The organism is Thermosynechococcus sp. NK55a (genome assembly GCF_000505665.1).
In the GTDB taxonomy this organism is placed as follows: domain Bacteria; phylum Cyanobacteriota; class Cyanobacteriia; order Thermosynechococcales; family Thermosynechococcaceae; genus Thermosynechococcus.
The window spans coordinates 685,619-709,912 of record NC_023033.1 but is presented as its reverse complement, the minus strand read 5'-3'; the positions used below and the strand labels follow the sequence as shown (position 1 = coordinate 709,912).

The 24,294-nt window shown below is 53.4% G+C and carries 25 protein-coding genes and 2 tRNA genes; 11 read left to right on the top strand and 16 right to left on the bottom strand.

From position 1 onward, the window contains the following. Position 1: 1 nt before the first annotated feature. From NK55_RS03450 to NK55_RS03425, 6 genes are all read right to left on the bottom strand, one after another. The gene (locus NK55_RS03450; RefSeq protein ID WP_255325339.1) at positions 2-3,070 is read right to left on the bottom strand and encodes a response regulator; all 3,069 of its coding nucleotides are present in this window, start codon (positions 3,068-3,070) and stop codon (positions 2-4) included. After that, positions 3,037-4,062 carry a PAS domain S-box protein gene (locus NK55_RS13440; RefSeq protein WP_051372772.1) on the bottom strand — a complete coding sequence of 342 codons (1,026 nt, stop codon included), beginning with the start codon at positions 4,060-4,062 and terminating at the stop codon, positions 3,037-3,039. Before NK55_RS13440 ends, NK55_RS03450 begins: the two co-directional genes overlap by 34 nt. A gap of 226 nt (positions 4,063-4,288) precedes the next feature. After that, positions 4,289-4,591 (bottom strand): cytochrome c6 PetJ, encoded by a 303-nt coding sequence (gene petJ / locus NK55_RS03440; RefSeq protein WP_071823292.1) that lies wholly within the window; start codon positions 4,589-4,591, stop codon positions 4,289-4,291. Between the two features lie 135 nt (positions 4,592-4,726). Beyond that, positions 4,727-5,254: a photosystem II cytochrome PsbV2 gene (gene psbV2, locus NK55_RS03435; protein ID WP_024124423.1), complete on the bottom strand. Its 528-nt coding sequence runs from the start codon at positions 5,252-5,254 to the stop codon at positions 4,727-4,729. A gap of 30 nt (positions 5,255-5,284) precedes the next feature. Beyond that, the gene (gene psbV, locus NK55_RS03430; RefSeq protein ID WP_024124422.1) at positions 5,285-5,776 is read right to left on the bottom strand and encodes a photosystem II cytochrome c-550; all 492 of its coding nucleotides are present in this window, start codon (positions 5,774-5,776) and stop codon (positions 5,285-5,287) included. 21 nt (positions 5,777-5,797) lie between these two features. Beyond that, on the bottom strand, positions 5,798-6,001 hold the full coding sequence (locus NK55_RS03425) for a hypothetical protein (protein ID WP_024124421.1): 204 nt from the start codon (positions 5,999-6,001) through the stop codon (positions 5,798-5,800). Between the two features lie 143 nt (positions 6,002-6,144). Here NK55_RS03425 and NK55_RS03420 point away from each other — a divergent pair, with 143 nt between their 5' ends. The 5 genes from NK55_RS03420 to NK55_RS03400 all read left to right on the top strand — a co-directional run bounded on the left by NK55_RS03420 (position 6,145) and on the right by NK55_RS03400 (position 10,889). Then, positions 6,145-7,434, top strand: coding sequence for a glucose-1-phosphate adenylyltransferase (locus NK55_RS03420; RefSeq protein ID WP_024124420.1), 1,290 nt, complete (start codon positions 6,145-6,147; stop codon positions 7,432-7,434). 88 nt (positions 7,435-7,522) lie between these two features. Beyond that, complete coding sequence (locus NK55_RS03415) at positions 7,523-8,707, top strand: NAD(P)H-quinone oxidoreductase subunit H (RefSeq protein ID WP_024124419.1); 1,185 nt, start codon at positions 7,523-7,525, stop codon at positions 8,705-8,707. A gap of 29 nt (positions 8,708-8,736) precedes the next feature. After that, positions 8,737-9,327 carry a peroxiredoxin gene (locus NK55_RS03410; protein WP_024124418.1) on the top strand — a complete coding sequence of 197 codons (591 nt, stop codon included), beginning with the start codon at positions 8,737-8,739 and terminating at the stop codon, positions 9,325-9,327. A gap of 37 nt (positions 9,328-9,364) precedes the next feature. Next, a tRNA-Arg gene (locus NK55_RS03405) sits at positions 9,365-9,438 on the top strand. Positions 9,439-9,500: 62 nt separating this feature from the next. Next, entirely contained in the window at positions 9,501-10,889 is a 1,389-nt protein-coding gene (locus NK55_RS03400) for a GTP-binding protein (protein WP_024124417.1), read from the top strand. Here NK55_RS03400 and NK55_RS03395 read toward each other — a convergent pair. The 4 genes from NK55_RS03395 to NK55_RS13080 are packed head-to-tail and all read right to left on the bottom strand — an operon-like array spanning position 10,865 to position 13,054. Then, on the bottom strand, positions 10,865-12,121 hold the full coding sequence (locus NK55_RS03395) for an FGGY-family carbohydrate kinase (RefSeq protein WP_024124416.1): 1,257 nt from the start codon (positions 12,119-12,121) through the stop codon (positions 10,865-10,867). The two genes, NK55_RS03400 and NK55_RS03395, sit on opposite strands and share 25 nt — an antisense overlap. 3 nt (positions 12,122-12,124) lie before the next feature. After that, positions 12,125-12,601, bottom strand: coding sequence for a CRR6 family NdhI maturation factor (locus NK55_RS03390; protein ID WP_024124415.1), 477 nt, complete (start codon positions 12,599-12,601; stop codon positions 12,125-12,127). Positions 12,602-12,629: 28 nt separating this feature from the next. Then, on the bottom strand, positions 12,630-12,872 hold the full coding sequence (locus tag NK55_RS03385; protein WP_024124414.1) for a NifU family protein: 243 nt from the start codon (positions 12,870-12,872) through the stop codon (positions 12,630-12,632). 35 nt (positions 12,873-12,907) lie between these two features. After that, entirely contained in the window at positions 12,908-13,054 is a 147-nt protein-coding gene (locus tag NK55_RS13080) for a hypothetical protein (protein WP_157869649.1), read from the bottom strand. On the opposite strand from NK55_RS13080, the gene efp reads away from it, so the two are divergent. From efp to ilvB, 3 genes are all read left to right on the top strand, one after another. Then, positions 13,053-13,610 carry an elongation factor P gene (efp, locus tag NK55_RS03380; RefSeq protein ID WP_011057134.1) on the top strand — a complete coding sequence of 186 codons (558 nt, stop codon included), beginning with the start codon at positions 13,053-13,055 and terminating at the stop codon, positions 13,608-13,610. The genes NK55_RS13080 and efp overlap by 2 nt on opposite strands. A gap of 11 nt (positions 13,611-13,621) precedes the next feature. Then, the gene (gene accB / locus NK55_RS03375) at positions 13,622-14,101 is read left to right on the top strand and encodes an acetyl-CoA carboxylase biotin carboxyl carrier protein (protein ID WP_024124413.1); all 480 of its coding nucleotides are present in this window, start codon (positions 13,622-13,624) and stop codon (positions 14,099-14,101) included. Positions 14,102-14,295: 194 nt separating this feature from the next. Beyond that, positions 14,296-16,104, top strand: a complete 1,809-nt coding sequence (gene ilvB / locus NK55_RS03370) for a biosynthetic-type acetolactate synthase large subunit (protein ID WP_024124412.1) — start codon at positions 14,296-14,298, stop codon at positions 16,102-16,104. On the opposite strand, the gene NK55_RS03365 is transcribed toward ilvB, so the two are convergent. From NK55_RS03365 to NK55_RS03345, 5 genes are all read right to left on the bottom strand, one after another. Next, the gene (locus NK55_RS03365) at positions 16,101-17,270 is read right to left on the bottom strand and encodes a glycoside hydrolase family 10 protein (RefSeq protein WP_024124411.1); all 1,170 of its coding nucleotides are present in this window, start codon (positions 17,268-17,270) and stop codon (positions 16,101-16,103) included. The genes ilvB and NK55_RS03365 overlap by 4 nt on opposite strands. 3 nt (positions 17,271-17,273) lie before the next feature. After that, complete coding sequence (locus NK55_RS03360; RefSeq protein WP_024124410.1) at positions 17,274-17,921, bottom strand: energy-coupling factor ABC transporter ATP-binding protein; 648 nt, start codon at positions 17,919-17,921, stop codon at positions 17,274-17,276. 3 nt (positions 17,922-17,924) lie between these two features. Next, positions 17,925-19,169, bottom strand: coding sequence for a dihydrolipoamide acetyltransferase family protein (locus tag NK55_RS03355; RefSeq protein ID WP_024124409.1), 1,245 nt, complete (start codon positions 19,167-19,169; stop codon positions 17,925-17,927). Positions 19,170-19,242: 73 nt separating this feature from the next. Next, on the bottom strand, positions 19,243-19,689 hold the full coding sequence (locus NK55_RS03350) for a YlqD family protein (protein ID WP_041429038.1): 447 nt from the start codon (positions 19,687-19,689) through the stop codon (positions 19,243-19,245). Positions 19,690-19,694: 5 nt separating this feature from the next. Beyond that, the gene (locus NK55_RS03345; protein WP_024124407.1) at positions 19,695-21,671 is read right to left on the bottom strand and encodes an AMP-binding protein; all 1,977 of its coding nucleotides are present in this window, start codon (positions 21,669-21,671) and stop codon (positions 19,695-19,697) included. A gap of 113 nt (positions 21,672-21,784) precedes the next feature. Between NK55_RS03345 and NK55_RS03340 the strand changes: the two genes are divergently transcribed. The 3 genes from NK55_RS03340 (at position 21,785) to NK55_RS03330 (ending at position 22,890) form a co-directional block, all read left to right on the top strand. Continuing rightward, positions 21,785-22,381 carry a nucleoside triphosphate pyrophosphatase gene (locus tag NK55_RS03340; protein WP_024124406.1) on the top strand — a complete coding sequence of 199 codons (597 nt, stop codon included), beginning with the start codon at positions 21,785-21,787 and terminating at the stop codon, positions 22,379-22,381. A gap of 65 nt (positions 22,382-22,446) precedes the next feature. Continuing rightward, positions 22,447-22,809 carry a 50S ribosomal protein L19 gene (gene rplS / locus NK55_RS03335; RefSeq protein WP_024124405.1) on the top strand — a complete coding sequence of 121 codons (363 nt, stop codon included), beginning with the start codon at positions 22,447-22,449 and terminating at the stop codon, positions 22,807-22,809. 8 nt (positions 22,810-22,817) lie between these two features. Continuing rightward, a tRNA-Trp gene (locus NK55_RS03330) sits at positions 22,818-22,890 on the top strand. Positions 22,891-22,957: 67 nt separating this feature from the next. On the opposite strand, the gene NK55_RS03325 is transcribed toward NK55_RS03330, so the two are convergent. Then, complete coding sequence (locus NK55_RS03325; RefSeq protein ID WP_024124404.1) at positions 22,958-24,205, bottom strand: site-2 protease family protein; 1,248 nt, start codon at positions 24,203-24,205, stop codon at positions 22,958-22,960. Positions 24,206-24,294: the final 89 nt, after the last annotated feature.

Sequence of the window (24,294 nt, the reverse complement as noted above, 5' to 3'; positions counted from 1 at the left end):
TCTAACTGATTGATTGGGTAGCACTGTGATGACCATGGTCGCTATCAAAGTGCGTCTGATCACACAGTTGCGGATAGGTGGTCTTGGGATTGAGACAGCGGCAGCGGTTGAGGGCAGCGGCAAGGGCTTCAATTTTAATGGGTTTACTGATGTAGTCATCCATGCCGGCAGCAAAGCAGCGCTCGCGATCGCCCGCTAGGGCATTTGCCGTCATGGCAATAATCCAGGGGCGCTGACTGGGAGGCCATTGAGCACAGATGCGTTCGGTTGTTTCTAGTCCGTCCATTTTTGGCATTTGCACATCCATGAGGATCACGTCGTAGGGACGCTGCTGCAGAGCTTCAAGCACCTCCAGCCCATTGGCAGCCACATCGGCGCGGTAGCCCATCCGCTTGAGAAGGTGCAAGGCCAGTTTCTGATTCACCGCATTATCTTCGGCCAGCAGAATACGCAGGGGGAAACGAGTGCCCAAGTTAGGATCAATGCCTGTTTTAGGCAGTGCAGACTGGGTTCCCAGTTCACAACTGAGTACCCTAATCAGGGTTTGCCGCAGGCTCAAGGGGCGAATAGGTTTAGGCACGTGAGCAGCAATCAGTTGTTTGTGACTCGGGGGTTCCAGCCAACTCAGGGGCGTGAGCAACACGATCGGTTGTTGCTGAAAGGACGGCTGAGATTGCAACCGCTCCGCCAGCTCAAGCCCGGTCATTTGGGGCATATTCAAATCAATCACCGCCAAATCCCATTGGGGCAGAGCCTCCAAAACCAGTTGGGGATCGCCATAGCCAATGGGCAACATGCCCCAGTTTTGCAGCAGTGTGCAGAGATTCTCACGGCTGGCGGCATTGTCATCAATAACTAAGACCCGCTTGCCTTCCAAAGCCGGATGAACCATTGGCGGCACATAGGGTTTTGCTCCCTCAGCGAGGATTGTAAATGTGAACGTCGTGCCTTGGCCTTCGGTACTCTCAACGGACATATCGCCGCCCATCAACTCACAGAGGCGTTTGCTGATGACTAGCCCTAGGCCGGTACCGCCATACTGGCGAGTGGTTGAGGCATCCACTTGGCTAAAGGGCTTGAAGAGCCGATTGAGGCGATTGCTGGGAATACCAATGCCTGTATCCTGAACTTGAAATTGGAGAAAATCCTTGCCCTCGCGCTTGATCACCCCTAGGTGAACAGCGACTTGGCCTTCATGGGTAAATTTAATGCCATTGCCCACGAGGTTCACGAGAATCTGCCGCAGCCGTGTCACGTCCCCTTTGATTTGCGCTGGCGTTTCGGGGGTGCAGGTATAGAGGAGTTCTAGTTGTTTCTCCTCGGCCTTGCTGGCAAGCAGACTGAGGACGTCCTCAACACACTCGCGGACATCGAAGAGTTGCTGCTCGAGCACCAATTTGCCGGATTCAATTTTCGAAAAGTCAAGGATGTCGTTAATAATCGTTAACAGTGCCTCACCGGCCTGGTGCAGGGTTTGTAAAAAGTCCCGTTGCTGTTCATTGAGGGGGGTATCCAAGAGCAAATTGGTAAAGCCCAAAACAGCATTCATGGGGGTGCGGATTTCATGGCTCATGGTGGCCAAAAATTCACTCTTGGCACGGTTGGCCAGTTCTGCTTGCAGGCGGGCTTGTTCAAGTTCTTGATTTTGCTGAGCGAGTAATTGTCGCTGCTGCTGTTCGTGGCGTAGGAGTTCCGCCTGGGCGATCGCAATCCCCACTTGCGCGGCCACGGCTTCCAAAAGTTCAATTTCTTCGGGGGTCCACTGCCGCTGGCGATCGCACTGATGCAGACCAATGATGCCGTTGGGCACCCCCTTATAGGAGGTACGGATAGCCAGCATGGACTGAATCTGGAACTGATGGCACAGGTGTATGGCATTAGCCAAAAGGGGATCCTGAGTCACATCATTGGTGACAACAGCAGCATCCGCATTGAGAACTGCCAAGGCATGGGGATTGTTCTCCACTGGTATACTGATGCCTCTCATGGAGGCGTAGCCCGGTTCCAGATACTCAGCCACATCTGGAATGCGGGGGGGCGGCCCGGGTTCATAGCGATGAATCAAGCAGCGATTGACACCAAAGGCCTGCCCAATTTGGGTCACAGTAGTTTCAAAGACCGTTTCCGTATCGAGGCTTTGGCGAATCTGTTCGGTAATTTGATTTAGGAGCAATGCCCGCTGCATTTGCTGTTGCAGTTGCTGACGTTGGCGGGTTTCCTGTTCAAGAAGCTGTACTTGGGCCAGGCCAATGCCCACCTGGGCCGCCACACTCTTGACGAGACTTTTAATCGCATCTGTCCACCGCCGTTGGCGATCGCACTGGTGCAAAATGAGTAAACCATTGGCTTGATTGCGATAGGCCGTGCGCACAATCAGCGCAGATTTCACACTCAAGGCTTCGCAGTAGGCATGCAGGGGGATGAGGCGATCGTCATTTTGCGCATCGTCGCAGCTAAATACCTCATCAGAGGCAAATACCGAAACCAGAAACGGGGCACGCATCTGTGTCAAATCAAGGTCGCACTCATTGACAGAGGGCACTCCCGGCGCACAGTATTCTGCCACCAGTTGCATTGGCGAAGGGGCATTCTCCTGATAGACAAACAAAAGGCAACGACTGACATTGAGGGTTGCTCCTACTTGCTGAACTGCTGTACGGCAGATATTTTCCCGCTCGATTTGCTGGCGAATTTCCTCAGTAATACGATTGAGCAGGAGCGTGCGCTTCACCTGCTGCTGTAAAAACAGCTGTGCCCGCTGCCGTTCGGTGACATCACTTTGGATGCCAATGTAGTGAGTAATTTCGCCAAACTCGTTATAAATGGGTGAGATGGCAAGTTCATTCCAGAAAAGCTGGCCGTTTTTGCGGTAGTTGCGCAGCACTACACGGCAGGATTGACCTTTTTTAATTGCATTGCGGAGCATTTCTAACCCCGGCTGCTGGCGATCGCCCCCCTGCAGAAAGCGGCAATTCTTACCAATCACTTCCATAGCACGGTACCCCGTCATTCGCTCAAAGGCGGGATTGGCGTAGATCACTGGATTGTCTGGTTGGCGGTAGTCGGTAATGACAATGCCGTTGGTGCTGGCAACAATGGCTCGCTCCCGCAGTCGCAGCTCCGCCTCAATTTTTTCTTGTCAGTAATATCAACTGCCAACTCCAAAAAGCCAATCAGTTGGCCTTGGGTATCATGAATTGGGGTGATTGACAGGGACACAGGGAAGCAAGAACCATCGCGCCGTACAAATGTCCACTCCTGCTCATCCGCCAAGCCACGCCGTGCCCGGGCCACCAGAGTCTCAAACCCCGCAGGAATGGATTCCCCCAATTGTGCACTGAGAATCTGAGCATAGCGTTCCACCTCTTGGGGATCATGAAAACGTTCGGGAGTCGCTTTGCCCACTAGTTCTGAGGCAGGGTATCCCAGCCATTCCTGGGCAGCTCGATTCATCAAGGTAATGATGCCATCGGTACGGGTGGCAATAATGGCGTGGTTACTACTATTGAGGATCGCCCCTTGGAGACTGCTCATCTGCTCGATGTGGGCCAGTTGTTGCCGGGTAAGCTCCAAGTGATGGCGGATTTCCAGCTCATTAATGACTTGGCGGCCAAGGGTGCGCAGAGTTTGCTGTTGAAGAGGTTTGAGCTCCCGCGGCTGGTAGTCCACGACGCAAAGGGTACCAATCCCATACCCTTGCGGCGTCACCAAGGGCATCCCGGCATAGAAGCGGATATAGGGGGGGCCTGTAACCAGGGGATTATCGGCAAAGCGCGGATCAAGGCGAGCATCTGGCACAACCATTAGCTCATCTTGCAGAATGACATGGGCACAGAAGGCAACGTCCCTTGGAGTTTCACAGGCATCAATGCCCACCTTAGACTTAAACCACTGCCGCTGGCGGTCAACCAGACTAATGAGAGCAATGGGAGTTTGGCAAATTGCTGCCGCCAGATTGGTAATCTCGTCAAAGATCGGTTCCGGGGGCGTATCTAAGACTCGATACTGCTCAAGGGCACGTTGTCGTTCCGATTCATTTGCTGGCAATGGAGCAGCAGGCATAGCCCAAATGTACCGCCTTCTTGTAGGAGCAAACCTTGCACATTATGCAAGTCTTTCATCATTATAGGGATTGCCCTGGCGCCAGAGAGGGTCCCCTAGGCGGTACAGAACACCCTACTTCTCTTTGTAGGACCTGGAGGGCAGTGACAGAACAAAAAAGGATGTAGAAGCAAGCCCTACACCCTTCCTCAATCGTTATTTATCGTTATTTTCAGAGGGGGCAATCCTAACCTGCCCAACCCTTAGCGGCTTGATCGAGCACGTAGGCGGCCACATCTTGAATTTGTTCATCGGTGAGACGACCGGCAAAAGCGGGCATTGCATTTTTGCCGTGCTGCACTTGGTAGATAATGGCATCCTCAGAGTACATGCCAAATTGCTCAAGGGCTTCTTTTTTCAGGGTTTTGTTCGCCATTACCACATTGCCGCCCCCCATGTGACAGGCTGCGCAGTTACCGCTAAAGACTTTGGCACCATTGGCCAAATCTGCCGCAAAGGCCACAGGGGTAAGGCCGACAAATAGAACCATTGCAATCGCGCAAACACTAATGAATAGCTTTTTCAATGGAGTTCTCCTTCCATGGAATGCGTCAGGGTATGGATAAGGCCCCAAAAATCAAGGGGTGCAAGATTCATCAAAGGTCAGTGTAGCAAAGTTCCCAACCTAGGGGGCACTGTCCGGAAAGCTTTCTACGCCCCAACCGGGGGCTACGGCTGCCGCTCGCAAAATAAAGGCAGCTAAGGTCTCAAGCTGTTCCGTCGTCAACCAGTCCTCACTCACGCGGCGACAGGAATAACTCTCTTGGCTGCCATCGTAGGATCGCGGCGATCGCTGGAAAGCCACGAGGCTGGCGATCGTATCCCGTGGCGGCGTTGCCCCCTTGAGATCCTTCAGAGAGAGTGACACCAAAGGATTGGGTAACGTACTGCCACCGACATGGCAGTTTTTGCAGTTTTCCTCAAAGAGCCGCTTGCCACGGGTCAAATCAACTGCGGTGAACGTTTTGGTCTCACCGCGAGCATTGAGGGGTAGTTCTACGGTATCCGTTACCTTGAGGTATTGGATCACATAGTTATCTACACCGGCGATTGCCAGTGCTGTTGCCGGCGCCATTGCCCAGGTCAGCAGCAGAATCAAAAGACCACTACAAAGCCAGCCGATAGATCGTTGCCAAAAGTGAGGTTGGTACATGGGTGTTGGGGAAATCCTGGTTACGAGTCATTAGTAATAAACTTTGCCACCGCCCCATTTATCACCCAAGATTTTGGGTTCGACGAGAATATGGCCGGCGATCGCCACCAAATCCTTCTCCGTCAGGTTGCGCATTTTCGGGAAAATGTCGGCACTGCGCAGACTGGGGTGCACCTCAGCAATTTCTTGCTCACCATCGTAGGTGGTGGGGTTCTTCATGTAGTCCACCAGGCCTTCAATGTTGTCCCGTGGCGGCGTGGCTAGGGCCAGGGTTTCCGTGCGCAAATCCAAGCTGGGGTTGGTTTTGGTGATCCCTCCCACATGGCAGGAGGCACAGGCATACTGGAAGAGGCGCTTACCCTCTAGGTATTGTTTTTCCGTCAGCGTAATTGTTTTGCCCTCGCTGTTGAGGGGGACAGTCAGGACTTCAGGGGTCAGTTCGGCGGCCAGTGCTGTGCCCGTGGTGAGTTGCCAGAGGCAGAGGCAGAGAGCGACCGCAAGCCAAACGCATTTTTTTAACATAGTTCTCCCAATAAGCAGGTCTTACGATTGCGGTGTGTCTGGTTGATCGTTGGCGGGCGCCGGGGTCGTCAACGCCAAAATAATTGCTTTGGCATCTTCCAGGGGCAAGCGTGTTTGTGGGCTGGTATAGCGGATACCTAAGCGATCGCACCACGCACAGACCGTTTCGACCGATACGCCGTAGTCCGCCGCCAGATCCGCGATCGCAATGTCCACAAATCCCATGCTGCCACTCCCCGCTTGGGATCAACGACCAAGTATCATTATCATGCCATTACGTAGCTTCTTTACCAAAAGGCGTCCCCTTCGCAAAGAGAAGTGCCGCCACAGCGTACACTGTTGATGTGGCCGTTCAGATGGAGTTTTCAATGAAACGAGTCCTGGCGATTATCCTTGGGGGCGGTGCCGGAACACGTCTGTATCCCCTGACCAAGCGTCGCGCCAAGCCTGCGGTTCCCCTTGCTGGAAAATATCGCCTCATTGATATTCCTGTGAGCAATTGCATCAACTCCGAAATCCATAATATTTACGTCCTTACCCAATTTAACTCGGCCTCCCTCAATCGTCATATTGCCCGTACCTACACCTTTCCCGGTCTGACGGGCGGCTTTGTCGAAGTCCTGGCAGCCCAACAAACCCCCGAAAATCCCAACTGGTTTCAGGGCACTGCTGATGCGGTACGTCAATACCTGTGGCTGTTGGCGGACTGGGATGTGGATGAATACCTGATTCTTTCAGGAGATCACCTCTACCGCATGGACTATCGCCTGTTTGTCCAACGCCACCGCGACACCGGTGCCGATATTACCCTTTCCGTTCTGCCGGTGGAGGAAAAGGCGGCCTCTAGTTTTGGCCTCCTTAAGGTAGATAGTACGGGGCGAGTGACTGACTTTCGCGAGAAGCCCAGCGGGGATGCCCTCCGGGATATGCGAGTGGACACCACCCGCTATGGCCTGACCAGCGAGGAAGCCCATCGCAAACCCTACATTGCCTCGATGGGGATTTATGTCTTTAAGCGGCAAGTCCTCATTGATCTGTTGGAGCAAATGGCCGATGCCACGGACTTTGGCAAAGAAATCATCCCCGCTGCGGCCCGTTCCCACCTTGTCCAAACCTATCTCTTCAATGGCTATTGGGAAGATATTGGAACCATTGGCTCCTTCTACGAAGCCAACCTTGCCCTCACCCAACAGCCCCAGCCGCCCTTTAGCTTCTACGATGAAAACGCCCCCATCTATACTCGTCCCCGCTATTTGCCCCCCAGTAAGATTCTCAGTGCCACCATCACGGAGTCCATCATTAGTGAGGGCTGTATCCTCAAGGAATGCCAAGTTCACCGCTCGGTCTTGGGGGTGCGATCGCGCGTGGAATCCGGCTGTGTCATTGATCACTCCCTGCTGATGGGGGCAGACTACTACCAAGACTCAGCTCACCGCAGCCAGCTACGGTTGCAACATAAAATCCCCATCGGCATTGGGGCCAACAGTGTCATTCGCCGGGCAATTGTGGATAAAAATGCCTGCATTGGCCGCGATGTCAAAATCATCAACAAAGACAACGTTGAAGAATCCAATCGAGAGGATCAGGGATTCTATATTCGCAGCGGTGTGGTCGTCATCATCAAAAATGCCGTGATCCCCGACGGCACCATTATCTAAGCCATAAGCAAATTTGAATTGGCAAGTGGTGAAAACCTGTGTAGCATATCAACAGTAAGCCTCCAACCCTCTAGCGGAACTGCCATCTATGCCCACGATAGAGACTCGCACTGAACCCATGGTCATCAACATGGGGCCACACCATCCCTCAATGCACGGGGTGTTGCGATTAATGGTGACCCTTGATGGCGAAGATGTCATTGACTGCGAGCCGGTGATTGGCTACCTCCATCGCGGCATGGAAAAAATTGCTGAAAACCGCACCAACATCATGTTCATTCCCTACGTCAGTCGTTGGGACTACGCCGCAGGAATGTTTAACGAAGCGGTCACCGTTAATGCGCCAGAAAAATTGGCGGGGATTCCCGTGCCCAAACGCGCCAGCTATATCCGCGTGATCATGCTGGAGTTGAACCGCATTGCCAATCACCTCCTGTGGTTAGGCCCCTTCTTGGCGGACGTCGGTGCCCAGACGCCCTTTTTCTATATCTTTCGCGAGCGGGAGTACATCTACGATCTCTTTGAAGCCGCTACAGGGATGCGCTTCATCAACAACAACTACTTCCGCATCGGAGGAGTGGCCGCTGACCTCACCTATGGCTGGGTAACGAAATGCCGTGACTTTTGCGACTACTTCCTACCCAAAGTTGATGAGTACGAGCGCCTGATCACCAACAACCCCATCTTTGTGCGTCGCCTACAGGGGGTGGGCAAAATTAGCCGTGAGGAGGCCATTAACTGGGGGCTATCGGGGCCGATGTTGCGTGCATCTGGTGTGAAGTGGGATCTGCGCAAAGTGGATCACTACGAGTGCTATGACGATTTTGACTGGGATGTACCGGTGGCCACCGAAGGCGACTGCCTTGCTCGCTACATTGTTCGTATTCAGGAAATGCGCGAATCGGTGAAGATCATTCGTCAAGCCTTAGATGGCCTGCCCGGTGGCCCCTACGAAAACCTAGAAGCCAAGCGGATGCTGGAGGGTGCCAAATCAGAATGGAACGGCTTTGACTATCAGTACATTGGCAAGAAGCTGTCTCCCACCTTCAAAATTCCTAAGGGGGAGCACTATGTGCGGGTTGAATCGGGCAAAGGGGAGCTGGGCATTTACCTGATTGGAGATGACAACGTCTTCCCTTGGCGCTGGAAGATTCGTCCACCGGATTTCAATAACCTGCAAGTGCTGCCCCAGTTGCTGAAGGGGATGAAAGTGGCCGATATTGTGGCTATCCTGGGCAGTATCGATGTGATTATGGGATCCGTCGATCGCTAGGCAACTACTGAGCCACCCGCGAGGAAACTATGGCTGTTCAATTACCGTTCCTCACCTCTACCAACTTTAGTGGCCTCTTTAATGAGCGGTTTTGGCAAAATGCGTGGCCAGTACCGCCCCAAAATCAACTGCAGCGGGGGGCGCTGGTTCCAGACGTGGAGCTGCCCGCTGTAGGGCTCAGTGCCCCTGTTCGCCTTTCAAAGGTGTGGAAAGAGCAGCCGCTGCTGCTAGTGTTTACCCGTATCTTCACGGAGCACCAATACTGCCCACTGTGCTACCCCTATCTCAAGACCTTGAATGAAAACTATGAAACATTTCAAGGCAAGGGAGTGGCCGTTCTTGTGGTTACCAGTACCGATGCCCAGCAAAGCGAAAAGGTCAAGGTGAATATGGCCCTAAAGATGCCCTTGCTCTATGACCCCAGTTGCCAAGTCTTTCGCAAATACCGCACGGGTCAAGCCCTGGGGGCACCGCTGCCGGCCCAGTTTCTCATTGATCCGGAAGGCAAGCTGCGCTACAAACATCTCTTCTCGTTTTTAGAACCCAATGCTCCCCTAGAGCGCTTGTTTCAAGAGATTGATGCTTTAGCTCAGGGGGCAACAGTAGCGACAGCAGCCTAGGAGCGTCGAAACTCGCTAGGATAGAAGGTATCCCTTTGGGGCTGTAGCTCAGTCGGATAGAGCGAGCGCCTCCTAAGCGCTAGGCCGTGCGTTCAAATCGCACCAGTCCCGTCCTTGGCCTTACAATAAAAGGCAAATATCTGTAAGGTCTTTGTAACCTCAGTGTGGCATCTGTGATAGAGCGATCGCCAGCGCAGTCTCTCCTGAAGGAACTTCAAGGGACCATTGATGACCTTGAAGACTACCAAAGTGCCCTTAGCTATGCAGCGGCCAAGAGTGCTCTTGAAAAATTACTGGGCGAGTGCAAAGCCACTGGCACTGGAAAAGCTTCCCTCGTCCGGGCGATCGCTGACCTCGAAGCCATGCTCGACAAACTCCACCAGGGTGTGGTGCAAATTGCTGTCTTTGGCATGGTGGGGCGGGGAAAGTCCTCCCTGCTCAATGCGCTGCTCGGAGAACCCTACTTTGCCACTGGACCCATTCATGGTGTCACCCAAGAGGAAGCCAGTGCCCTTTGGCAAATCTCTGCAGCCCAGCGTGGCAATCCCATTCGCCTCATTGATACACCGGGGTTAGATGAAGTCAATGGTGCCGCCCGGGAACAACTGGCACGGGAGGTGGCTGCCCAAGCGGATTTGATTCTCTTTGTCATTGCTGGGGACTTGACTCGTCTTGAATACCAAGCCCTCAGTGAGTTGCGGCAAGCAGGCAAGCCAATGATTCTGGTCTTTAACAAAGTGGATCAGTATCCAGAGGCCGATCGCGAGGTCATCTATGCCAAAATTCGCGATGAGCGCGTCAAGGAACTCCTCTCCCCCGCAGAAATTGTGATGGTGGCGGCAGCGCCCCTTGTGCCCCAGGTGCAGCGGGATAGCCAAGGACGGCTACAGGTGAAAATGACTGTCGGTGCCCCCCAAGTGGAACCCCTCAAACGGAAAATCTTGGAGGTCCTAGAGCGGGAAGGCAAGGCCCTGATTGCTCTCAATTCAATGCTCTTTGCCAATAGGGTGAGTGAGGAATTGGCCCGCTACAAGCTGGAACTGCGGGATCAGGAGGCCAACCACCTGATTTGGAAAGGGGCTGTTGCTAAGGCGCTGGCGATCGCCCTCAACCCGGTCACCGTTCTCGATATGGTCAGCAGTGCGGTCATTGACTTGACGACGATTCAACTGCTCTCGCGCCTCTACGACATTGAACTCACAGAAGCAGGGGCCAAGGAACTGCTCCAAACGATTGCCCTTGCCATGGGCAGCATTAGCTTAGGGGAATTTGCCGTTAATTTGGGACTGAGTTCCCTCAAGGGACTGTTGGGATTGGCTACGCCAATGAGCGGTGGCCTTTCCCTTGGCCCTTATCTATCGGTGGCTATGACCCAGGCGGGGATAGCTGGCTTTTCCTCCTATACGATGGGACAGGTGGCCAAAACCTATTTTGCCAACGGCGCAGGCTGGGGGGCGGCAGGGCCAAAAACGGTTGTTCAGCAAATCCTCAGTCAACTGGATCAGCGCCATATCCTCAATCGGCTGAAGTTAGAAATTCAGGAGCAGTTGTACCCGAGTTGAGCAAGACGCGCTGTTCCATAGGCGGCCTCAGTGTGGGGTGAAATGGCCACCGGAACCCCTAGGTATTGCTGGCGCAGCGCTAACCATGCTGGATTACGGGCACCCCCTCCCGCTGTCCAGACCTGTTTCAGAGGTGAGGCACCCAAACGCTGCAATTGGGCATAGCCTTGGGCCTCAATGCGACTGAGACTTTCAAGGAGGCCCTGCAAAAAGAGGCGCGGGTCATCGGGGCGTGGTTCTAGGCGAGGCGCTAGGTGAGGATCATTGATGGGAAAGCGCTCACCCCGCTTGAGTAGGGGATAGTAGTCCAAACCCGTGGGTTGACTGACATCTATTTGGACACTGAGGTGTTCGAGTTCCTCTGGGCTAAAAAACTGGGCTAAAATCGCTGCACCGCAGTTGGAGGCGCCCCCCACGAGCCAGCGATCGCCCAAGCGATGACTATAGATGCCTGCTGTCAAATCCTCTACCCTAGAGGCACTCAAAAGCTTCAGCACAAGGGTTGAGCCCAAGGAGGTCACGGCTTCACCCACCTCAGAGGCACCACTAGCCAAGAACGCGGCAATGCTATCGGTAGTACCCGCACACACCTGACACTCTGGAGAGAAGCCTAGATCAGTGGCTGTGACCTTTCCCAGAACGGTCCCCGGAGGAACGACCTTAGGCAGCAGGGACTGCAAGGGTGCAAGTATGGGGTGGCTGAACCAATCGGGGTAGGCTTCCTTTGCGGGGTCATAGCCCAACTTCAGGGCATTGTGCCAGTCGGAAATCCCCAGTTGACCGTGAAGTAAGAAGGCTAGCCAGTCAGCTTGGTGTAGGAAAAAGGCATTGGCAGTGGCATAGTGGGTCTGGAGCCACAACAGCTTGACCAGACTACTGGTGGCACTAAGGACAAGGTGATCTGTGGCTAAAATCTGCCGCAACCTTTGAAGATAATCTTGGGCGCGATCGTCGTTGTACAAAAGGACGGGCGAGGAGGGCTGCCCCTGAGCATCACAGAGGAAAACAGTGCTCGAGGTTCCATCAATTGCAATCCGCTGAATTTGCTGACGGATAGCGCTTGGAATATCTAAAATCAACGCCCACAATGTTGCTGCCCATTCTTGGGGTTGATCGGGTTGGTGTAGCGGCCGACGGGCAGTAGCCAGAACATTGCCCTCAGGATCGATGGCGATCGCCCGTGCCCCCGAGGTCCCAAAATCAACGCCTAGGGCTGTGACCGTTTTTCCCATGACTTATTGGAGCAGCGTAAAGAGCTCACTATCCAGCTCATAGCCAAACATCGCCGCCATGCCTTTAATTTTTTCAATGGCAGGATAGCCCTGGCCCCGTAGCCATTGCCAAAGGGTAAACACCTTGGTCATCACAAAAATATCAAGGGCTTGCGGGTTGAAGATAATCCCCTGCTGCGGATGAAATTCGTGGGGCACCAGCATCGCCCCATAACGCACCAGTTCACCCGCTGACCAATCCAGTAAGTAGGGCAGCCACGGGTAGGATACATCGGCACGAATGAACCAAAGGCGCACGGGCGCCAATTCCGAAAGTTCCAGATCAGGCTCATCCACTGGCCGCGGATAATCAATCGTAAAACGCAGTGCTTGGTGGTAATCCAGAAGCTGCTCTGCAGTCAGGGGGTTAAGTACTTGTTGTAGGGGAGATAAGTCCAGACGATCAATCTGCTCTGGGGTTAACTCGATGGCGATCGCCATTTTCTATCTCTCCCCAGCAGCCAGTAACTTAGGGAACCTGCTGGACTTCAGCAATCTCTGGAATGGATTCCTTCAACTTGCGCTCAATGCCCATGCGCAGCGTCATGGTTGAGCTGGGGCAGGAACCACAGGCACCCTGCAACCGCAGCCGTACCACAGGCCCCTCAATTTCCACCAGCTCGACATTGCCGCCATCGGCCATCAAATAGGGGCGGAGTTCATCAAGGACTTTTTCGACGTTTTCTTGACTCAATTCAAGGGTTGCAGCCATTGTTACTGTCCTTGGCGTATCATTCACATTGATTTTCAGTGTAGCATTGACAGGAGCGATCGCCCTTTGGGAATTCCAAGGGGTGCCAATGGATCCTGCTCTAGGGAAATCTGCTCAACAGGGTTAGGAACGGCAGCGCTCAGGGATACAATAATAGCTTGGTGAACTGCACGGTAGGACATGATTTCCAGTAATGATTTTCGCCCCGGTGTAAGTATTGAGCTAGATGGTGCTGTCTGGCGAGTCGTCGAATTTTTGCACGTCAAACCCGGTAAGGGTTCTGCCTTTGTGCGGACAAAGTTAAAGAATGTGCAAACGGGCAACGTGATTGAGCGCACCTTCCGCGCCGGCGAGACTGTTCCCCAAGCCACCCTTGAAAAACGCACCATGCAGCATACTTACAAAGATGGCGAAGACTATGTCTTTATGGACATGGAAAGCTATGAGGAAGCTCGCCTCACCCCTGCACAAGTGGGCGATCGCGCCAAGTATCTCAAGGAAGGCATGGAGGTCAATATCGTCAAATGGGGTGAGCAAGTCCTTGAGGTGGAGCTACCCAACTCCGTTGTTTTAGAAGTGGTGCAAACCGATCCGGGAGTTAAAGGAGATACCGCCACCGGTGGATCAAAACCCGCCATTGTCGAAACCGGTGCCCAAGTCATGGTACCGTTATTTATCTCCGTAGGCGAACGGATTCGCATTGACACTCGCTCAGATACGTATCTTGGCCGCGAATAGGAGTAATGGGTGTGGAGCTTGACCTCAACCAAGTACGCGAACTGCTACTAATGTTTGACCAAACCAGTGTCACCGAACTCAACCTCAAGAGTGGCGAACTAGAACTTCAACTCCGCAAGCGTGAGCAGATCAGTGGCAGCACCCCTGTGGTTGTGGCTCCAGCTCCGGCATCAACCCTCACACCCACACCTGCGCCCCCTCCAGCCGTTACCCCCGATCCGGAACCAACGCCACCCCCTGCCAATCGCAAAACCATAGATATTGTGGCGCCAATGGTCGGAACCTTTTATCGTGCCCCTGCTCCCGATGAACCCCCCTTTGTTGAAGTGGGTGACACAGTCAAAAAAGGCCAAGTGGTTTGCATCATTGAAGCCATGAAGCTGATGAACGAAATTGAAGCCGAAGTCAATGGCCAAGTGGTGGAAATTCTGGTGCAAAATGCTGAACCAATTGAGTATGGCCAAACTTTAATGCGCATTTTGCCTAGCTAAGTGAACTTAAATACTTAAATAAACGCTGTTCTTGCCGCCAAAAAAGGCAGGGACTAATTGCAAAGATATGTTAAGCATTGAGGAGTTGAAGGCCAAGAATTCAATGCTTTCAAGCCGTTGCGCTCTTGCCGAGACCCTCATTGAAAAATTAGAATTTAAAAATATCTACCACCACTGCCTGACGAGGTCGGCCTGTGCAAGCAACTGGAGCATACATTCTGATTGATACCCTATGCCGTCACGGTGTTAAGCATATTTTTGGATATCCCGGTGGAGCCATTTTACCCATCTATGATGAACTTTACCGTGCTGAGTCCAAGGGCATCATTCAGCACATTCTGGTGCGCCACGAACAGGGGGCAGCCCATGCCGCTGACGGCTACGCTCGTGCCACAGGTCAAGTGGGGGTGTGTTTTGCTACTTCGGGACCAGGGGCGACGAACTTAGTGACAGGCATTGCCACAGCCCACATGGATTCAATTCCGCTACTGGTGATCACGGGTCAGGTACCTCGCTCTGCCATTGGCACGGATGCTTTTCAGGAAACAGATATTTTTGGCATTACGCTGCCCATTGTTAAGCACTCGTACGTAGTGCGTGCAGCCAAGGACATGGCACGGATCATTGCTGAGGCCATTTACATTGCCACCACTGGTCGGCCTGGGCCTGTGCTTGTGGATATTCCCAAGGACGTGGGGTTAGAGGTCTGTGAGTATGAGCCGGTCGAGCCGGGGCAGGTCAAGCTGCGGGGCTATCGCCCCACGATTCGCGGCAATGCCCGTCAAATTGCCCAAGCGGTCCAATTGATTCGTGAGGCCAAGCGACCTTTGCTCTATGTGGGGGGCGGGGCAATTACAGCGGGTGCTCACGAGGAGGTACTCAAGTTAGCCGAGCTCTTCGAGATTCCGGTGACCACAACACTCATGGGGAAGGGGGCCTTTCCTGAGTCCCATCCCCTCTCTGTGGGTATGTTGGGGATGCATGGCACCGCCTATGCCAACTTTGCCGTCAGTGAATGTGATCTGCTAATTGCTGTGGGGGCACGCTTTGACGATCGCGTGACCGGTAAGCTGGATGAATTTGCCTCCCGCGCTAAGGTCATTCACATTGACATTGATCCTGCTGAGGTGGGCAAAAACCGTGTACCTGATGTGCCGATCGTTGGCAGCGTCAAACCAGTGCTCCAGCAGCTTCTCAAGCACATTGAAGACAGTGGTCAAGCTGTTGAACCTCAGACCCAAGCCTGGTTAGAGCGTATCAATATCTGGAAACAGGATTATCCCCTCATTGTTCCCGAACCCAGTGGTGAACTCTCGCCGCAGGAGGTAATTGTGGCTTTTGGCCGTCACGCCCCCGATGCCTATTACACCACTGATGTGGGTCAGCACCAGATGTGGGCAGCACAATTCCTGAAAAATGGCCCTCGGCGTTGGATCTCTAGTGCTGGCTTGGGCACAATGGGTTTTGGTATGCCTGCGGCTATGGGAGTCAAAGTGGCCTTGCCCGATCAACAGGTGATTTGTATTAGTGGCGATGCCAGTTTCCAGATGAATTCCCAAGAGCTGGCCACCCTGGCTCAGTACGGTATTGCTGTCAAGACTGTCATTATTAATAACTTTTGGCAAGGAATGGTGCGGCAATGGCAGCAGGCCTTTTACGAGGAGCGTTATTCCCATTCCAATATGGCCAAGGGGATGCCCGATTTTGTGAAATTGGCGGAGGCCTATGGGGTTAAGGGGTTACGGGTGAGCGATCGCCAGCATTTGGATGCCATTGTCCAAGAGGTTTTGGCCTACGATGGGCCAGTGCTGCTGGATGCCCATGTCACCCGCGATGAAAACTGCTACCCGATGGTTGCCCCCGGCAAGCCTAACTCTCAAATGCTTGGTCTGCCGGAAGCCAAGGTTCTTGAAAAGGCTGCTGAACTGGTCTACTGTGCCAATTGTGGAGCCAAGACCATTTCAACCCATCGCTTTTGTCCAGAGTGTGGCAGCAAGCTCTAGGTCCTTGGACAAGTTTGGTTAAAGAGCCGCCGTGGCAGGGGCTGGCGAAAATGAAAGAGGAGCCGACTTTGGCGGTGATCGCGGGGATCCGGACCCCGTTCCCACAGGGTTTCAAAGGAGAAAAAGGACACTCCTAACCCGGCTCGCAGGGCAGCCTCTACCTTGGCATCCACTAGGGCCATCGGCACAGGGTTGGTACGTAGCCCCGTGAGGACACCAACGGCAGTGGGAACTTTAGCTTGGGCCTGGCGTATCTCCGGCTGCGTCAACTGTTGCACAAAGCTGGAGAGATGGTAGCGATACACTTGCACAATTACTTCATCGAGGAGTCCAAGGGCGACCCACCGCGGCCAATCTTGGAGAAACGTTTGGTAGGCGGTTGGCAATGTGGTCGGTGAGAGGGAAAAAATGGCATTGGGAAATTCCTGCTTTACTCGCTGCCGCAACGTTTGCACAAAGGCAGTGAGTTTGTCAGCACGCCAGCGCATCCAGTCCGGATCACGGGGATTGTCGGGAACGGGCTTTTGGGTTTCCTGCTGATAGAGGGCACGGGTGTAGTCATCATAGCCAAACTCCACGGGCAGGCTGAAGTGATCATCAAACTGCACACCATCCACCGGGTATTGCCGCAGTACCTCAAGGACAATATTGGTGAGAAATTCTTGTACTTGTGGATGAAAGGGATTCATCCAAGCCACTTCCCCGGCCGCCGTTAAGCGAGTGGTCTGACCATTGATAGCCTGGGTGAGCCAGTCCGGATGGGCAAGGGCGAGTTCTGAGGTTTCTGGCACCATAAAGCCAAATTCAAACCAGGGAATGACTAAGAGATTGCGGCAGTGCGCCTGCTGGGTGAGTTCGGCGAGAATCTCGTAGTCTTGGATTCCCCGCAGCACAAAGGGCTGAATTCCCAGATTCTTGGCGGTAGTACTGGGGAAACTGACATAGCCGGAATTCCAGACAACGGGGTAAAGGGTGTTGAAGTTTAGTCGCTGTAGATCATTGAGGGCTGCCACCAACCGCGGGCGATCGCGCAGGATTGGGAAATCATTCTTGGTCAGCCAAACCCCACGAATGAACCTTGGGTTTTGTGCTTGTACGGGCCCAATCGCCCAACACAAACTCCAACAGAAGAGAATGAACAACAACCAAACACGACGACGCAGCATGGGCTACAACCCTAGGGGACACAGATGTCCTGACTCAAGGAGAAAAATCTGCGTACAGACGGCGCGTAAAAACGCAAGGTCATGGCTGACAACTAGACCGGGAGTGGCATTGGTTTGCAGAAACTCAATCAAGGTGCGGCAACTCCGTTGGTCTAAAAAGGCAGTGGGTTCATCGTAGAGGATTAGCTTGGGCTGCATGGCCAAAATGCCGGCGATCGCCACCATGCGTTGTTCTCCCCCCGACAGTTGATGGGGCACGCGATTGGCCAAATGCAAAGTTCCGGTCATCGCCAAGGCTTGATACACTCGCTGCTGCACTTCTAGGGTTGAACAACCTAAATTCTCAGGGCCAAAGGCGACATCCTCAGCCACAGTAGTCCCAATTAACTGATCCGCTGGGTGCTGCAGCACGACGCCCACTGCGGGTTGAAACTGTCCAGCCACCACTGACTGCCCCAAGCAGGTAATCGTTCCCCGCTGTGGCTTGAGAACAGCAGCACAGAGAAGGAGGAGTGTGGTTTTGCCAGAACCATTGTCACCAATGATGCCAAAGCGATCGCCCCCCGTCACCCTCAGATCAATCCCTTGGAGCAGTGAGGGGGTTGTTCCATAGCCAAAATGAAGATCCCTGATTTCCAGCAGGGCAGTCACTGTTTAGAGCGTCAATGCTTGGGGATTAGTTTCAATCAGTTTTGCCAAATCCTGAAGGAAGGCAGCTGCATCAGCACCATAGATCACCCGGTGATCACAGGTAATATTCACCTTCATCTGCCGTTTTACCCCCAGCAGGCCATCCTCTGTGGCAACTACCGTCGGACGCGACGCCCCCACCGCCATAATCGCCCCTTGACCGGGCGTGAGAATGGCATCAAAGAAGTCAACTCCAAACATGCCGAGGTTCGAGAGGCTAAAGGTGCCCGTGCTGTACTCATCGGGTTGCAGTTGCTTGGCGCGTGCCCGTTCCACCAAGTCTTTCCAAGTACGCGAGAGGCTGTAGATGTCAATTTGATCGGCGTTCTTTAGCACCGGTGTAATCAGACCACCCCCCGGCATCGCCACCGCAACAGCAATGTTAATATCACGACGGTATTGAATCCCCTGCTCTGTGTAGTAGGCATTCATAATTGGGTGTTTTTGCAATGTCAGGGCGATCGCCTTGGCAAGGAGCACCGTCATTGTCACCCCTTTGGACTTAATTTGCTGATACAGCCGATCCAAGGCATCGGTTGTGATCGTGTAGGCGACGTGGAAATCGGGAATGCCCAGGCTGGCCACCATATTGCGCACAACGGCATTTTGCAGCGTTGTCAGGGGCACCAAATCCTCCTTAGCCACCACCGGAGCAGTAGCAGGGGGGGCGGTGGGGAGAGGGGCAGGGGACGTTGCCACGGGGGGGGGTGCAGGCGCACCAATCAAAGCTTCCACATCGGCGGCTGTAATCCGACCATTGGGGCCAGTTCCCTTGAGCGTCTTCAAATCAATTTTGTGTTCCTTGGCCAATTTGCGGGCACGGGGGGAGGCAATCACTCGCCCAGCCGGTACAGCGGCAGCACTGGCGGCAGGAGCCGTTCCTGAGCCATTACTCGTGGCTGGAGCCCGGTCAGAACTGGTAGCCTTCCCAAGGGACTTGGCCTTTGCCTCTGCTTCCGCAATTTCTGCTTCTGTTTCTGCCACAAGGCCAATGGTGGAGCCAACGGCTGCTACTTCGCCAGCAGGTACGGTAATCACTGCCAAATAGCCGTCGTAGAAGGACTCCACATCCATATCGGCCTTGTCGGATTCCACAATCAGCACGGTTTCCCCTTTAGCCACCTTATCCCCGGGAGATTTCAGCCAAGAGACAATTTTCCCTTCGGTCATGGTGGAGCTGAGGGCGGGCATGAACAGTTCACGAATCATAGAGGCTGCTATCCTTAGTTGGCAATTGAAAGGGAGTCAAATCTCAAATTCCCTAAAAAATAAAGGGTAAAACCTAGAGCGTGCCACGAATTTCTTCGATGACACCATTGCGCAGGAGAATTTCCACCTGCATCTTTTGAATCAGGTTATCCCCTTTGGTGACATAGAAAAAATTATCCACCTGACCTTGATCCACTTCCTGACCCATTTGTAGGCGTTGCACCTGATCCAATTGCTGAAGAATTAGATTTTTTTGCTGTAAGAGTTGTGCTTTTTGGTTGTTGGCTTGCCCTTGAACGTCTTGAATACGGGCATTGACCACATCCGCTGCTTCATTACTTTTGCGCAGTTCGTCAATCACTTGCTGCACTTGCAGATCCAACTGCTGAATTTGGGCATCCACTTGATTGAGTTGTGCCTGAAGCTGCCTTTGGGCATCGTCTTTCCACTCGGGAGTGACAATGGCTTTCACCATAATCTGGCGCCGCAGGAGCAGTTTGCTATCCATAGGGTCTGTCATGAAGATTACTCAAACATGGCGTTAATCATATCGCGGTAGCGATCGCTCACGACATGACGGCGAATTTTTAGGGTTTGGGTCAAAAGACCATTCTCTATCGTAAAGGGTTCGAGGACAAAGCGAAACGTGGCAATGCGATCATCTGGGCGATAGCCGGGGCGATTTTGCACTTCCCGCAGCAGTTCTTGACGGTAGAGATCAATAATGACTTTGCTTTCCAGCGTCACCACCTCACCACTGCCCGCTCCTGCCGGTCGGTTTGGCAACTCCAGTCGGTACCCCTTGGCAGCCACCCACTCCGCCAATGCCTCTAAATTGGGCACAATGAGGGCACCAAGAGCTTTTTGATCTTGACCCACCAGCATAATTTGGTCAATATAGGGGCTGCGGACACAGGCATCCTCGATAGGCTGCGGTTCAATATTTTCACCGTTGCTGAGAACAATCGTGTCCTTCTGCCGTCCCGTCAGCACCAGATCTCCATTGGGGGTGAGGTAGCCCAAGTCGCCGGTGTCAAACCATCCCTCCCCATCTAGCACCTTAGCGGTGGCCTCTGGTTGGTTGTAGTAGCCGCGCATCACCTGTGGCCCTTTGGCCATCACCAGTCCTTTTTGGCCAAACTCAAGGGGGGCTTTAGTTTCTGGGTCAACAATTTTAATGGCGGTATCGGGAATTGGACGGCCAGCGGATCCCCGTAGGTTTGCCCAAGGGCGGCGAGCGGTTAGCACTACGGCCGTTTCGGTGAGACCGTAGCCCACCAAGACTTCTAGGTTAATCACTTCATAGAAGGTGTCCAAATGGGGAGCAAGGGCACCGCCACCACTAATTATCTGTTTAATCTCACCGCCGGTGGCTTCACGAATTTTGCTATAAACACGCTTCTCCCCCAGTTCGTAGAGGGGCTTGAGGAGGAGGGTTTGCACGCGAGCCACCAATTTCTGCCAGCCGCTGGGATGGGGGTTGGTCAGGCTCAGGCCCGTGAGCAGTCGCCGTTGCAGTATATAGTGCTGGCCAACACTGAGGAAAAACTGGGCAAGACGCCGCTTTGTAGCCGGACTATCCCGCAGTTGCTTTTGCACCCCTTCGTAAAAGCCTTCCCAGATGCGGGGGACGGCAATCATGTAGTGGGGTTTACACCGTTTCAGGTCATTCTTGAAGTGGCGGAGATTGGTATAGGTTTGGCTGCAGCCACAGGCAAAGAGAAAGTACTCGGCCACCCGTTCATAGGCATGCCAAATGGGCAAGATACTGAGGATGCGATCGCCCACCTGCGGTTGCACAATTGTCCAGAGATTAACAATTTGACTCAGGAGCCCCCCATGGGTAACCATCACCCCCTTGGGTTGACCCGTGGTACCGGAGGTGTACATTAGCGTTGCTAGGTCAGCGGGGGTAATGGCCACTGCCCGCACTGTGCCATATTGTCCTTCCGTAAAGACTTGACCAAAGTTCAAAAGCCGCAGGGGAAAACCTGTCAATTCAGGGGATTCTCCACTCAGGAGCACCACTGTTTTGACTGCTGTATCCACCAAAGACCCTTCCAGCTTCCGGAGGGTGGCTAGGTTTTCGATGAGCAGTAGGGTGGCTCCACTGTCGCGCAAAATGTAGAGCAGTTCTTGAGCAGCGGCGGTCCCACTGCGCACCACATTGATGGCACCAGCCATCATACTGCCTTGATCGGCAATGAGCCAGCGGGGGCTATTGTCAGCAAATAGGGCCACGCGATCGCCGGCAGCGACACCCAGAGCCTGTAGGCCAGCTGCAAAGCGTTGAATGCGTTGATAGAGTTCACTGTAGGTAATGCGGGTCGGGGGATCTTCGTAGGGAGCATCAAGAGCCACCACATCCCCATGACGTTGCGCCAATAGGGGCCACATTTCCGGCAGCGACTGGAGTTTTTTGTAGGTCAAAAAGTGATCGGGTAATGGTGCATCCTGGGGTAGTCCGCTGGGGGGAGTGTAGGTGTAGGCCGCACTCGTCATTTGTCTGACTCCAGACGCAACACCTAGATAATAAACCCTCAATAGGACACCTCATGCAGGTTTGATAGTTTCAATATGAGATCATAAAGACTGGTTGCCTCAAACACAGCCCTATGGTGCCCTTTGTTCTTGCCTCTGCCTCCCCGGCACGCCGCCAATTGCTGCAACAAATTGGCATTGATCCCATTATTCAGCCCAGTCACTTTGATGAGTCGGTTATTCAAGCAACAACGCCAACAGAACTGGTGCGGTTACTGGCACGGTGCAAAGCAGAAACTGTCGCTCAGAGTTATTCAGCCCCCGCCTTAATTTTGGGCTGTGATTCTGTGCTGGTGCTTGGCGGAGAAATTTACGGTAAACCGGCCTCGCCAGAGATGGCGATCGCCCGCTGGCAGAAAATGCGCGGTCAAACGGGAGACCTGCTGACAGGCCATGCTTTGATTGATTTGGCACAGGGTCGCACCTGTGTTGAGGTGGAGTCTACCCAAGTTGTCTTTGCCGATATTAGCGATGCCGAAATTGCTGCCTATGTGGCTTCCGGTGAACCCCTTGCCTGTGCTGGCTGTTTTGCCCTCGATGGCCAAGGGGGTGCCTTTGTCGAGAAGATTGTCGGTACTCCCAGTAATGTAATTGGCTTGAGCTTGCCCCTACTGCGGCGGCTGCTGCTGAAGTTGGGATACACCCTTGGCGATGTGCAAAGCAAAAAATAAAAAATTGGCCTAGACAAGTCTAAACGCTTAGGGTACGCTAAGAGATTGCGAGTTAAGGAACTGTCATGAACGCCCAAGAGATTATTCGCTCGATTGAAGCGGAGCAAATGAAGACTGACTTGCCCGTGATTCATGTGGGCGATCGCGTTCGGGTTGGGGTCAAAATTAAAGAAGGCGATAAGGAGCGCGTCCAGCCCTACGAAGGGGATGTGATCGCTATGCGCAACACGGGTATTAACCGCACCATTACCGTGCGCCGTGTCTTTCAAGGGGTGGGCGTTGAGCGAGTCTTTTTGCTGCATTCGCCACGAATTGATAGTATAAAAGTAATTCAGCGGGGTAAAGTGCGCCGGGCCAAGCTCTACTACCTGCGCGATCGCATGGGTAAAGCTTCGCGGATCAAGCCACGGTTTGATCGCCCCCTGTAAACAGGCTTGCGTCCTTAGTTCAGTTGGTAGAACGTCGGTCTCCAAAACCGGATGTCGGGGGTTCGAGTCCTCCAGGGCGCGTTAGGGCAGACAGCTACAATCAAGGCTGCCATTTTTCTCCATCCTGATTGTCGGCTGCTAAAACAAGCTAGCGGATTTGTGAAGCAACCGCTATTCCGCCATCCCCCCCCTGAAATTGCAGGGCTGTTTTTGCCAGTTCCAATAATTGCAGTTCTGGGGGATAGTGCCTTTCTTGCTTGAGGCGTTGAATGTCCTGTTTCCCCAGTTGCCAGTGCAACCGTTTGGCCAAAGCCAGTAGAACATCACCGCGATCAATAACGCCCGCTACGGCATCTGCAGGGGTTAAAACAGTAATAAAGCGTTGTTGTTGCTCCTCTAGGGTGCAAACAGTCTTGGCGAGAGAGTCGGATTCTTTGACGGTGGCGATCGCCCGCAAGGGTACGGCTAATTCCGCGACTGGCGTTACTTCCCAACGGCTGCGCTCCACATGGTTCAGGGCTTGGGAATCTAAATAGCCACAATAGCGGCCATCGGTGGCGACAAAGTAGGCTGTGGGCTGGCGATCGGCCAGTAGGAGATAGCGATCGGCAAACTCCCGCAGGGATAACGTTCCCTCAATCACCCGAAAATCCCGTGTCATGGCATCAGCCGCCGTCAGGGTCACCAATGCTTCCTGGAGTCGGCTAAGGCGATCGTAGAGCGTGGCATTTTGCAGGGCAAACCACCCCAATAGACCCAACCACAGGCCATTGCCACTGCCAAGGAGTGTTACAAATAGCCCAAAACTAATGGCCAACCAGCCCAACACTTGTCCCGATCGCGCTGCCCAACGCATCCCCTGAAAGCGATTGCCTGTCAATTTCCAAACCGCTGCTTTGAGGACTTGGCCACCATCGAGGGGAAGTCCAGGTAAGAGGTTAAAGACCCCTAAGACAAAGTTGATGTGCGCCAGATAGAGTAACAGTTCATGGAGGGGATGACCTCCCGGCAGTAGGACAGCTACCCCCTGCAACAGGGCAAAAAGGGCAAAACTCACCAAGGGCCCGGCGATCGCCACCTGAAAGGCTTGACCAGGAGTATTGGATTCCCGTTCAATGGCTGCCACACCACCAAAGAGAAAGAGGGTAATTGAGCGTACTGTAATTCCTTGGGAGCGCGCCACTAGACTGTGCCCCAATTCATGGAGTAATACTGAGGCAAACAACAGTAGGGAAACCCCAAATCCCATCAGCCATACCAGTGCTCCCCACTGCGGGTACGTGTCCTGCCAGTCACTACCATTGAGAAAAGTAAATAGCAGAATCACCAGAAACCACGACCGATCAATATACAGGGGAATGCCAAAGACACGGCCCACTTGCCAACCTTGTCCCATGCCCACCTCAGTGCATCGCGCTCTATCTCTATTATCGCCCCAGATTCTGAACACACATGATTTACAAAAATTTGTGTCTCAAAATGTTA

What these genes read in the sequence shown, in the direction of transcription:
- efp (WP_011057134.1), top strand. Translation starts at nt 13,053, where the DNA reads ATGATTTCCAGTAATGATTTTCGCCCCGGTGTAAGTATTGAGCTAGAT.
- NK55_RS03350 (WP_041429038.1), bottom strand. Translation starts at nt 19,689, where the DNA reads ATGACAGACCCTATGGATAGCAAACTGCTCCTGCGGCGCCAGATTATG.
- NK55_RS03390 (WP_024124415.1), bottom strand. Translation starts at nt 12,601, where the DNA reads ATGGCGATCGCCATCGAGTTAACCCCAGAGCAGATTGATCGTCTGGAC.
- psbV2 (WP_024124423.1), bottom strand. Translation starts at nt 5,254, where the DNA reads ATGTACCAACCTCACTTTTGGCAACGATCTATCGGCTGGCTTTGTAGT.
- NK55_RS03415 (WP_024124419.1), top strand. Translation starts at nt 7,523, where the DNA reads ATGCCCACGATAGAGACTCGCACTGAACCCATGGTCATCAACATGGGG.
- NK55_RS13440 (WP_051372772.1), bottom strand. Translation starts at nt 4,062, where the DNA reads ATGCCTGCTGCTCCATTGCCAGCAAATGAATCGGAACGACAACGTGCC.
- NK55_RS03420 (WP_024124420.1), top strand. Translation starts at nt 6,145, where the DNA reads ATGAAACGAGTCCTGGCGATTATCCTTGGGGGCGGTGCCGGAACACGT.
- NK55_RS03365 (WP_024124411.1), bottom strand. Translation starts at nt 17,270, where the DNA reads ATGCTGCGTCGTCGTGTTTGGTTGTTGTTCATTCTCTTCTGTTGGAGT.
- petJ (WP_071823292.1), bottom strand. Translation starts at nt 4,591, where the DNA reads ATGGTTCTATTTGTCGGCCTTACCCCTGTGGCCTTTGCGGCAGATTTG.
- NK55_RS03385 (WP_024124414.1), bottom strand. Translation starts at nt 12,872, where the DNA reads ATGGCTGCAACCCTTGAATTGAGTCAAGAAAACGTCGAAAAAGTCCTT.
- NK55_RS03345 (WP_024124407.1), bottom strand. Translation starts at nt 21,671, where the DNA reads ATGACGAGTGCGGCCTACACCTACACTCCCCCCAGCGGACTACCCCAG.
- NK55_RS03395 (WP_024124416.1), bottom strand. Translation starts at nt 12,121, where the DNA reads ATGGGAAAAACGGTCACAGCCCTAGGCGTTGATTTTGGGACCTCGGGG.
- NK55_RS03425 (WP_024124421.1), bottom strand. Translation starts at nt 6,001, where the DNA reads ATGGGATTTGTGGACATTGCGATCGCGGATCTGGCGGCGGACTACGGC.
- NK55_RS03355 (WP_024124409.1), bottom strand. Translation starts at nt 19,169, where the DNA reads ATGATTCGTGAACTGTTCATGCCCGCCCTCAGCTCCACCATGACCGAA.
- psbV (WP_024124422.1), bottom strand. Translation starts at nt 5,776, where the DNA reads ATGTTAAAAAAATGCGTTTGGCTTGCGGTCGCTCTCTGCCTCTGCCTC.
- NK55_RS03325 (WP_024124404.1), bottom strand. Translation starts at nt 24,205, where the DNA reads ATGGGACAAGGTTGGCAAGTGGGCCGTGTCTTTGGCATTCCCCTGTAT.
- NK55_RS03410 (WP_024124418.1), top strand. Translation starts at nt 8,737, where the DNA reads ATGGCTGTTCAATTACCGTTCCTCACCTCTACCAACTTTAGTGGCCTC.
- NK55_RS13080 (WP_157869649.1), bottom strand. Translation starts at nt 13,054, where the DNA reads ATGTCCTACCGTGCAGTTCACCAAGCTATTATTGTATCCCTGAGCGCT.
- NK55_RS03340 (WP_024124406.1), top strand. Translation starts at nt 21,785, where the DNA reads ATGGTGCCCTTTGTTCTTGCCTCTGCCTCCCCGGCACGCCGCCAATTG.
- rplS (WP_024124405.1), top strand. Translation starts at nt 22,447, where the DNA reads ATGAACGCCCAAGAGATTATTCGCTCGATTGAAGCGGAGCAAATGAAG.